Annotated in this window: 5 protein-coding genes and 1 pseudogene; all 6 read left to right on the top strand. The window is 36.3% G+C overall.

The genetic code is table 11. The features are described from left to right. Positions 1–1,019, top strand: a pseudogene (locus AB5627_RS09860) (hypothetical protein); the annotation flags it as partial. A 5-nt stretch (positions 1,020–1,024) separates the two neighbouring features. Then, positions 1,025–1,354: a hypothetical protein gene (locus AB5627_RS09855; protein ID WP_117904555.1), complete on the top strand. Its 330-nt coding sequence runs from the start codon at positions 1,025–1,027 to the stop codon at positions 1,352–1,354. Further along, complete coding sequence (locus AB5627_RS09850) at positions 1,354–1,515, top strand: hypothetical protein (protein ID WP_181979835.1); 162 nt, start codon at positions 1,354–1,356, stop codon at positions 1,513–1,515. Before AB5627_RS09855 ends, AB5627_RS09850 begins: the two co-directional genes overlap by 1 nt. Positions 1,516–1,531: 16 nt before the next feature. Beyond that, on the top strand, positions 1,532–3,511 hold the full coding sequence (locus AB5627_RS09845) for an AarF/UbiB family protein (protein WP_117904557.1): 1,980 nt from the start codon (positions 1,532–1,534) through the stop codon (positions 3,509–3,511). Between the two features lie 10 nt (positions 3,512–3,521). Then, positions 3,522–3,914 (top strand): hypothetical protein, encoded by a 393-nt coding sequence (locus tag AB5627_RS09840; RefSeq protein WP_147338136.1) that lies wholly within the window; start codon positions 3,522–3,524, stop codon positions 3,912–3,914. Between the two features lie 438 nt (positions 3,915–4,352). Then, positions 4,353–10,052 carry a hypothetical protein gene (locus AB5627_RS09835; RefSeq protein ID WP_368369827.1) on the top strand — a complete coding sequence of 1,900 codons (5,700 nt, stop codon included), beginning with the start codon at positions 4,353–4,355 and terminating at the stop codon, positions 10,050–10,052. The last annotated feature ends 39 nt before the right edge of the window (positions 10,053–10,091 follow it).

Raw genomic sequence — 10,091 nt, 5'->3', positions numbered from 1 at the left:
GTGTAAAGAAGCATCTGACATTCAATGGCGATTTGACTCGTGACGAGTATCAACGTTTAAAACAAGAACCTATAACAACGAAAAAAAATATTCCTTGGATTCCTTGTCCTGTTTCTGTTGGTTTGGATTACATTGACTTTTGTCCGGTGACAATCGATTTCTCAGAATCAAGGGTACTCGGCATTTATGGAAAAAAAGGATATGGAAAAACAAACTTGCTTAGAGTCATTCTTGAGGATTTATTTAAAAAGAAATCATCTTCGAGGTTTGTATTTTTTGATGACGGAAGAAAGCAGCTTGAAGAATTCTATAATAGATGTGAATCACTTGGTTTGGACTGTATAAAGTTTTATGAAACAAAGAGAAACTCACCGCTCCCTCCAAATAACGATAGTGGAATGAATCAAAAAACCCCAACTGATTTTATGGACATTATAGATAAACCGACTACTGCATCTGGTTTCAAGAAGACTTTATCACCGTTTCAGCAGTTTTACCATTTCATTAATGATTATTACATGGATCTCACTTGGAATGGAATTTCTAATAATCAACTTAAATCTCCTGTGGCAACTTATATATACGGTGAGGAGATGGCAGGACTTATGCCGTCTTACAACGAAGAACTAAATCCGATTAAACCGACGGTATTTATTCTTCAGAGTAAAATGCTTTATTTAAGCGCTAATGGTGAGAAACAGTTTATAAACAACATTCTTCCAAAACTCGCAGCCATCGCCGAAGAAAAAGATCTGATTTTTATTTTCACTGATGTGCAAAAAATTACAGATCAAGAAAGCAATAACTTTTTTAATAATTCATTAAATGCTATTTTCTTACTCGATAGTATCGCAGAATTTGCTGCTGAACGAGGACAAAAGACAGTATTCGGCAGTATGGATGTAAAAGGATTAAGGGAAGAATATGCTCGATGTGAAACTGGGGATGGTTATTTTTATGATATAGAAGCTGACAAGCTCATGAAGATGAAGTTTATTAGGCAAGACAAATGGAGGTAATAGTAATGGCTGATGGTAATCATATCAGATGTGCTGATATCGAAAAGCTTGTACAATTTGAAAAGGATAGTCAGGTAGCCAAAACGGACTTTGATAATATTATAAAGGAATTCAAACGGATTAACGAAGCATTACTCGGAAAATGGCAAGGTGCTGGTGCTAATCAATATCGAAAAGAGGTTGAACACATTCTTGAAAAAATCGGAAGTGTTGGAGAAGTTCTCGATGCGATAAATGAAGGGGCTGTAAAAAGTGCAAGAGATGCATATTTGCAGCTTGATGCCGATTTAGCTGCGTTCAATGAAAATCCAACTTCTGAGGAAGGTGGAAATTAATGAACAAAACGGTTAATAGTTCAGACGATCTCGGAAATATTGAACTTTTTGATGAAACCAACGATGACATTAAGACTGAGATCGTTCTTTTTGAATGCAACGATACCGAGGTAGATCAATCTATTTTTGGAATTTTAGCTTTACCAGAGAACTTGGATTAGAAAGAGATGTGATTCGGTGAGTACCCAGATAAAGGGCAGTAAATTCATTTATGAGATAGATGAAAAGGATTTCCCACATGGCTTTATTGCCCAGGGAACTGAAAGCTTTGTATTTAAAGGCAGAAAAATCTCTGTAAACGGTCAAGATGAAGAAGAGTTATCATTCTCTTGTGTTTTGAAGTTTAAGCCCTACTCTCGTTCTCGCTTTGAGCGATTTACGAATAATGAACTTAGAATATTTGAAGAACTTCAAGAGTGTCGTAGTGTGGCTCGGATATATGATGTTATAGAAGATCTTGGCGAAAGTTTTGATTTGAAAACGCCAGAAATATCAAAGCACATCCGAAGTAAAAGCATTGAATTAAATGGTGCAATGATACCTTGCTTCTGTGTTGTTGAAGAATATATCGACGGTTGGTCTTTGGAACAATACTGTATCAGGCAGTTTTGGGGACTTGAGAAGTTTAAAGATAATCGTTGGATTAAATACCATGAGTTTAAGGACTTTGAAAAGGAAGAAGTTCTAAAAAAATACAAAGATGAAAAAACTTTTTTCAGATATCAAGATAAAATGTTGCATTATATGCTGAGTCTGTGTGGTATATTACAATTTATAAGCATGACATCCAAAAAGAAAGTGCTGCATCTTGATATAAAACCCGAAAACATCATGGTCACAAGCCAAAGCGAAGAATTAGTTTTAATTGATTTTGGACGATCAGAATTTTTAGATGAGCGTGATCGATATATATATCATAAGCTCGCACCATTTAAGTACATAAATGATAATGGTGTCAGAGTCAAAGAAGACATCAACCATCCATTTTGTCATGGAACGATTGGTTATGCAGCCCCGGAAGCTTTTAGGGCTGCAATAGATGACAGTTTCCCATTAACTCTACTCAATGATAAAAGTGAAGACAAAACAAATGGCTTTGAAATTGGAAGAATGTCAATTGAAAGCGATATTTTTTCATTTGGGGCAACCTTCTGGGAATGCCTAAATATTGTTGAATTAGTAACTAACAGCGAAGAATTCTCAACTTTAAACCGTAAATCACGCTTTTATGAATCGCATTTGCTGAATCACGATTCTTATTATGAGCGAGATTTATCTCTTGAATGTACTGGACCATTAGGTGGAAGATATAATCTTGCCTTACAGAATATTATAAAGAAATGCACTCGCAAACGCTTAGATGGGTATATGAATGATCCAGCATTCTATCATGGATATGACGAGATAATTCGTGATTTGGAAGATGCAAGAGACTCTATTCCAACTGTTAAAAAGGGGGAAAACAAACAAGTAAAAAATTCCTCTATAACATTTGGAATTTGCATTGGTTGTTTCCTTTCGTTGCTACTGATATCGGGTGTTTATCGAGCAATTGGTGCTCGAATCGCAAAAAGCAACTGGAATAACCTGGTCAGTGAGATAAATAATCACATAGAACAAGGAGATTCTGCATATCAAACCACAAAGCAGGGGGAGCTGTCTGAAATCGCACTTGAACGAATGGAATTGGCAACTGGAGCACAGGAACTTGAAGTTTGTGATGAAACGTTCGTGTTCTTATGTAATGATAATGTGATTAATTCCTCAGAGGCGACACTTATGATTACATTACTTAATCAGCTTGATGATAACAATGATAAGATCCAATATGCTGATAAGATTATTGAGCATGCTAATCCAGTTGAGTTGCCTTCAATTGCGGCGAGTGTCAATTCGCTAGGCCTTTCTACAGACGATATTGGTTACAAGCTGGCAATAGCTCTTTACTGCGTTGATCGAGAAAATGATTATGATTATGTAGATGCGTATGATTTGATTGTACAAAATGCTAACTTAAAAGAGTACCGTACCATTATCAAGATGCTAGCCGTTACCTTAAACAACAAAGGCGACTATGTCATAAATCAGATAGCTGAGAAAAAAAGCGTGAAACGTTCAGAGGTTATTGAAACGCTTAATAGTCTTGAAAAAATGTGAGGTGGCAAATGTGGAATTCATAAAACGAATCAAGATGACTTTTGACAGAAGATTCGAGAAAAAACCTGTTATAGGTAACATTGTTTACGGCATTTTCACCGGATTTGCTGCTTGCACTTGCATGCTGGGTGTTTTTATTATATTTGCAGTCATAACGGGCCTTCATAGCACGCTTGGAATTAACTACAAATCTTGGCACCTTTTCATGATGCTTTCGCTGTTCGTTGCATTGATCGCATTTGTTTTAGGAGCATTTGCGTACTTTCCTTATCGAAGGAAGGGAAACAGCTTGTTCAAAAAAGAATATATTAATGGAACTTCATATAAAGCTTTGCATAATCTATTAAAGCCAACGAAAAGCGATAACTCTCACGAAGAAAGCGATGATGATAAACATGAGTAAAAACAGATACTGCGGTATTTTGCTGTATAGTGTGATATCATTTCTCATATCGGCTTTATCATTTATTCTGATTCCTTTTTCTAATTTTGAAGGAACAAAACTGCAAAAAGCAATAGCATATATGGTCGGTTTCATATTCTGGATAGGACTAATTGTAGGTTTAATACTAACGCATTATCTAGGTAAGATCCGTCAGAAGCATAATTATAGAAAATACGTCCTTCCAGGAATCCTTTGTTTCTTTAAAAATAAGAAAAGCAAATATATCGATATTCTTATGATCATTTCGGCAATTGCTTTTATTATTGTAAAGACTTCGTTTTCTAGTGAGATATTGGTATTGAGCATAACGCTATCACTACTGGTATTCTCTGTTTATATTCATTCAGTCTTAAATGGAAATAATTACGCATTTGCAGTTAAGAAAGGAGTACATCAATGAAAAACGCAAGAAGAATGTTTGCTTTTATCTCAGCACTTGCACTTGCTTTCAGTTATAATGCCCCAAGTTTTGTGGCTATTGCTGAAGATACTGTAGATCTCAAAGATAGTGTTGAGCAGCAAATCGCGGATGTATCTGAGCCCACCACTGAAGAAAATGACTTGGAGTTAAATGTTGTCATTCCCAATAACTGGACAAATAATTTTGATGAGTGGACTGTAGATGTTAGTATGGATGCAACGTTATATTACAAGACAAGTGAAACTCCTCTTGCTAATCATATGTGGGGAACTTATTCTGATTCTGATGCCAAACTTTGGAATGATGGTACGACGTTTGAAGACGGCGAGGGATATATTAAGTTCTGGGCTGTTAGAAAACAAGATGATCAGGATGAAGTCGTTGATTGTCAGGCTTTACCTTATAAGTATGATACAACAATCCCTGACGCTTTCAGTGTAGAAAAAATCAGAATCGATGACAAGACTTTTGATATAAAAAGTTCATCCTCAATAAGTGATAATCTGTCTTCTAATCTTGAAATTTACTATGTACTTGATAACAGCGAGCTGACAAAAAAGTCCGAAATCGAAGCTGTAGGCAATAGAATCTCACTTAATGATAATAACGGCGAGTACGGATTCAATCTCCATGGTGAGCCGTCAATGATTGATCACGAAGTGGTTTTTTATGTAATTGACGAGGCTGGCAATATTCAGCACACATCTATTGTTATAAAAGACACTTCTAAGCCTTATTTGAGCGTATCAGGAATTGATACGGATGAGAACAAGTGGAGTAATACTTTAAACTGGCTTGTAACATCAATTCCGACTGAGAATGTATCAATCTATTACAAAACATCAGATAAAAACGAGTTTGACTGGGGTGCGTATGAATCAGCAAGTGTGTGGAATTCTGAATGGGACTCTGAAGCATTAGCGGATGTTATTCCTGAAAATCATCATTATGTTCATTTTTGGGCTGCCTATGACAATGACTCTGATCATGAAGTGGCAGAGGAGACTTTTCATTATAATTTCGATAAAACAAAACCTACAGAGTTTGCTGTCAATATGTCTGATCCGTTTTGGCCACAACCTGGAAATTTCTGGTGGTCGCAGCGTAGCTTTTCGACTGATGCAACGTTTTATGAGAACGGCTCTGGAATTGAATCGGTTACATATAAAATTGGTAACGGCGGAGAACAATACATCGCCTATACCGAATCTAATGGTGGGTATAAATTTGAAATCAATATAAATAATGATGAGAATCTTGCCAACAATGCACTTACCTTTATTGTCAGAGACAAAGCAAAAAACGAGCAGACTTTCGTAATTGATGCTGTAAACAGTTCAAAGCCAATTATAAAAGAAGCTTCTGTAGTATACTCAGATAATAAGGAAGAGCTTGAGAAAGCCACATCAAAGCATTCTCTCATTTTCGGTGATGAAAGATCAAAAACATATCCATACTCAAACGCAGTGTATGCAAATAATAACGACTATATCAAACTTGAAGTTGATGATGCATCACTTAATAGTATTATTGTAAATGTTAATGGAAAACAACAAAGCTTGGGCGTTAGAAACCAGCAAGAAGCTGAAAGAAATGGAATAATCGTATACTCTGATAAGTCCAACTATAGATATAAAAACTGTTACATCCCAGTAAGCAAACTAAATGGACTTAATAAGCAAGGAGTTAACACCATCAGCTTTGTGATAAAGAGCCACAATAATACGAAAAGTGAAGAGGCGTATCTTCTCGATTCAAAAGATAATCATTGTGATATATTCTACGATCCCAAAGATCAAGATGATTCTACTGTGTCTTTCTCTGCCACACCACAATATGTTGATGCGGATGGCAAAAAATATTATGGGGGATCATCTTTTTCGGAAGAGATTGCAATTACCATAAAAGATGATAAAGGACTGAAGAACTATACCTGCACAGTAATCGGTCCCGATGGAAAGATAGTCGAGAAGTTCCCCCCTAATGATTTGTCTTCTGGAACTTTAACCACTGAACCGATTGAAGTTGATAATGAGGAGATAGTTGATGGTGAGACTGTAATAACTACAAGTTCGGTAGATATTTCGTATAATGTTCCCATAGATCGTAAGGAACATATTATTGAAATTAATAGTGACAAATATCAGGCAAATGGATGCTATACATTAAAAGTACAAGCAACAGATCTCGCTGGAAATATAACCGATGAAAACAATGGTACATTTGAGTTTTACGTTGATACAGATGCACCTACAGTTATTGAAGATCGGTATACTTATACACCCTCTATTTTGAAGTACTTCACTTTCGGAATTTTTGGCAATGATTCCGTTAGCCTTTCTGTTAAAGTTGAAGATAACGAATCTGGGTGTGGCTTTTCTGATGAAACCGACGAAAAGGTAAAGCTTAAGTGGGGCGAAGAAGAGTATAAAGTGAGTTCATCTTCTTCAAATGGACAAACGAGAGAATTCGTGTTTGATACTCTCCCTGTAAATGCTTCTGGTACCGCTTATTTTATAATTGAAGACGCACTCGGAAATAAATCCAATTATTATCTAACAATAATAGATGGTGTGGTTTCAACTAATGAATCTAGTTCGACATTGTTGCAGCTGGAAAATGTAAAGCCGAGTGCTGAAATCATACTACCAGAGAATAATCAGCACATCGTTAATGGTGAAATATGGTATCCTTCTGCGTTCAATTATGAAGTAGTTGCATCCGACAAAGACTCAGGTTTGAATAATGTTTCCTTGAATGTGAAGGATTCCAATAATAATGCTGTCTATGATCAGTACTCACATACTGAAGACGGAGTAGTTGTTGAGAACCAAACAATTAAGTTTGCTTCTCCTGAGACAAAAACCAAATATACAGATGAAGTCCGATATAACTATAACATAGACTCCGAGGGGCATTATCTCCTTATTTCTGATTCGCAAGATAATGCAGGTAATTATGCTTCTGAAAATACTGAGTTGTCCTTGAAAAACAAGCGTGAAAAAGTTGTTCATATCGATACAAAGAATCCAGAGATAACTGAATTCCGATTTGAATCTAAAGGTGAAAATGGCAGCGATATTGAATATTCAACTTACGGCTACTACTTCAAGGAAGATACAATTGTGCGTGTTTATGTAAAGGATGAAGATGTTTCGTCAGGCATAAATTATGTCACATTATATCGCCGTGAAGCCGGTAGTCAAGAGCCAATTTCTATGACAGTATATGCCAGTGGCACAGAAAACTGGAATTCTCAGGAGGGGTATGCCGAATTTAAGATTGAGAAAGGTTTCAAGGGGCAAATATGGGCGATTGTTGTTGATAATGTGGCTTCCTCTAATTATTTAAACGACAATTATAAACATACATCAGGATTGAGATATGCAAACGGTACTATAGTTGAGGATGCGGAACTTCACGCAAATGTTTCGTCTATTAAAATTGAAGAATCAAGCACAGTATCTCCATCAAATGTGTACCAGGAAAATGACACGAATATTGTATTCTATAATCAAGATGTTCCCCTTATTATTACCGTTGAGGATTCTTTTTCAGGCATCTCTGAAATAGAATGGTCAATCGCAAACGATAACAAACAAGGCACTATAACTGTAAATGAGAACGGAGATATTCAAACCACAGGTGACGAGGCAATTATCATCAATGAATCTATAGGAAAGGACTCTAATCTTGTTACGAGTTTACAATTCATGGTGACTGTAACCAGTGATACAAATGAAAATCTTGTTTCTGTTAATCTGACGGATAATGCAAAGAACAAGGTCGAAGCTGCAACTACAAAGAGCTATAATGTAGATAAGACTGCTCCTGCTATTTCATCAACTCTAACTTCAAATGCTGCTTATTACAATGGAGATCAAGTTGTTACAATTACTATAGATGAAAGAAATTTCAGATCCAAAGATGTACATTTTACGTTGAATGATGATGAAGTTGAAGTTACATCGTGGGAGAATGATCAAAATAACGCCAATGTACATATAGGAAAATATACAATCTCTAAAGACGGAGTTTATAGCTATAATATTTCCTATACCGATATGGCTGGAAATCACAGTCAGAATGCTTCAACCACTTCCTTTGTTGTAGACCAGACGCCTCCGGTTCTTAAGACTAATTTTAATGAGTTTAAAACATCAAATAAGGAGCACTATTTTGGTGTTAGTCAAATTGACAAAAACATTGTAATAACAATCACTGAACATAATTTTGATCCTTCATTGGCACACGTTGAAATTAAGCGAAAAAATCCAGGTGAAACACATGATAAGACCGGGATGGAAATTGTTTCAAGAGGTACTTGGAGTACTGATGAGAAAGATAAAGACAAACACACATTTACCATACCGTTCTCAAACAAGAAAGAAGACGGTAAATATGATACATATGATGGTATTTATGTTGTGAGTGTTACTCCATTTGACATGGCATCCAATTCAACACCATCACAAGAATCTGTAATATTTGAAATTGACTTCACAAATCCAGTCATATCGCAGAGGAATGGAAAGTCTGTAAGTGATACTGATAAGGCTTATACAAACTTGGAAATTTTCACTGATAATACAGGTGTTGATGATGGCTTTATTCCCTCTGTTGCCATGAACGATAAAAACCTTGATCGCATAGAGTATGCACTAACTGTTTACACACCGGAATATACAAGTGGAAAAGAAATCGGAACAATTGCTCCTTCAACCTCTAAAAACGGAGATATTACGCAAATTGTTGAGACCGGTACCGAAAATAAGATGAAAGAGGCGGTGTTCGCATTACCTGAGTTCAAGAAAGATGGTATTTACTCGTTTGATTTAACGGCTGTTGATAAAGCGGGGAATAAAAGTGTTCTGTGTCGAAACACCTCGGTTTTAATGATGAATTCCGATGTACTTGCTTATATTACGGAAAGTAAAAAAGCGGATAACGTTAAGGATTCTACAGGTTGGTACTCGTTGCAGAAAGATGAGAAGACACCAATTAGCAAACGACCTGATGATTTTAAGGATCTAAAAATCACAGTGTTCGCTCCTACAGATTCCAAAACCAATATCGTATTACGAGACCAAAATGGCAAAACAGATGATACTGGTTTGAACGCAGATAACAGCGAAGATATGTATGCGGTAGGTGTTTATAGCTACACATTACCAGGTCAGTTCTTCATAGATAATTATCCTGAAGGAACGAACAAGGACATTTATTTAAGGGCAGAGAACACGTATAAAGGAGAAACTTCAAATATATCTCTTGCATGGATAAGGATTGATGCACTTGCACCATCATGTAAAGTGCCAAGTGATCTGAAAAAAGGAAAGGCATTTATCAAAAATTCTAAGACCTATACTATTACCGATATCAGTGAATCACTTAATCCCGATGAGTGTAAAGTATATGACAACGGAGTGCTGATGACCAATTTCACTTACTCTGAAGCGGATAAATCTTTGTCATACACATTGGATAAGGGAAGGCACAATCTCAGTTTTGTTTTGGTCGATGAAGCCGGAAATTCTTATACTGTGCAGGAAGTATCCTTTATTCAGGTAGGACTTTTCTATTGCCTTTGGTTTAGAATCCTATTAGGCGTCATTATCGCTGTCCTCGTAGGAGTCGGCATATGGCTGTTCAGAAAGAAAAGATCAAACACTTAAATCAAATACTATGCCCTCTTGTAATAAGCAAGAGGGCGT

The sequence above is a fragment of the Ruminococcus sp. RTP21198st1_G1_RTP21198_201120 genome (genome assembly GCF_040924265.1).
GTDB classification, from domain to species: Bacteria; Bacillota; Clostridia; order Oscillospirales; family Ruminococcaceae; genus Hominimerdicola; species Hominimerdicola aceti.
Note: the sequence above shows the minus strand (reverse complement) of the source record. Positions and strands in the feature narration are given on the sequence as shown.

What these genes read in the sequence shown, in the direction of transcription:
- AB5627_RS09835 (WP_368369827.1), top strand. Translation starts at nt 4,353, where the DNA reads ATGAAAAACGCAAGAAGAATGTTTGCTTTTATCTCAGCACTTGCACTT.
- AB5627_RS09850 (WP_181979835.1), top strand. Translation starts at nt 1,354, where the DNA reads ATGAACAAAACGGTTAATAGTTCAGACGATCTCGGAAATATTGAACTT.
- AB5627_RS09855 (WP_117904555.1), top strand. Translation starts at nt 1,025, where the DNA reads ATGGCTGATGGTAATCATATCAGATGTGCTGATATCGAAAAGCTTGTA.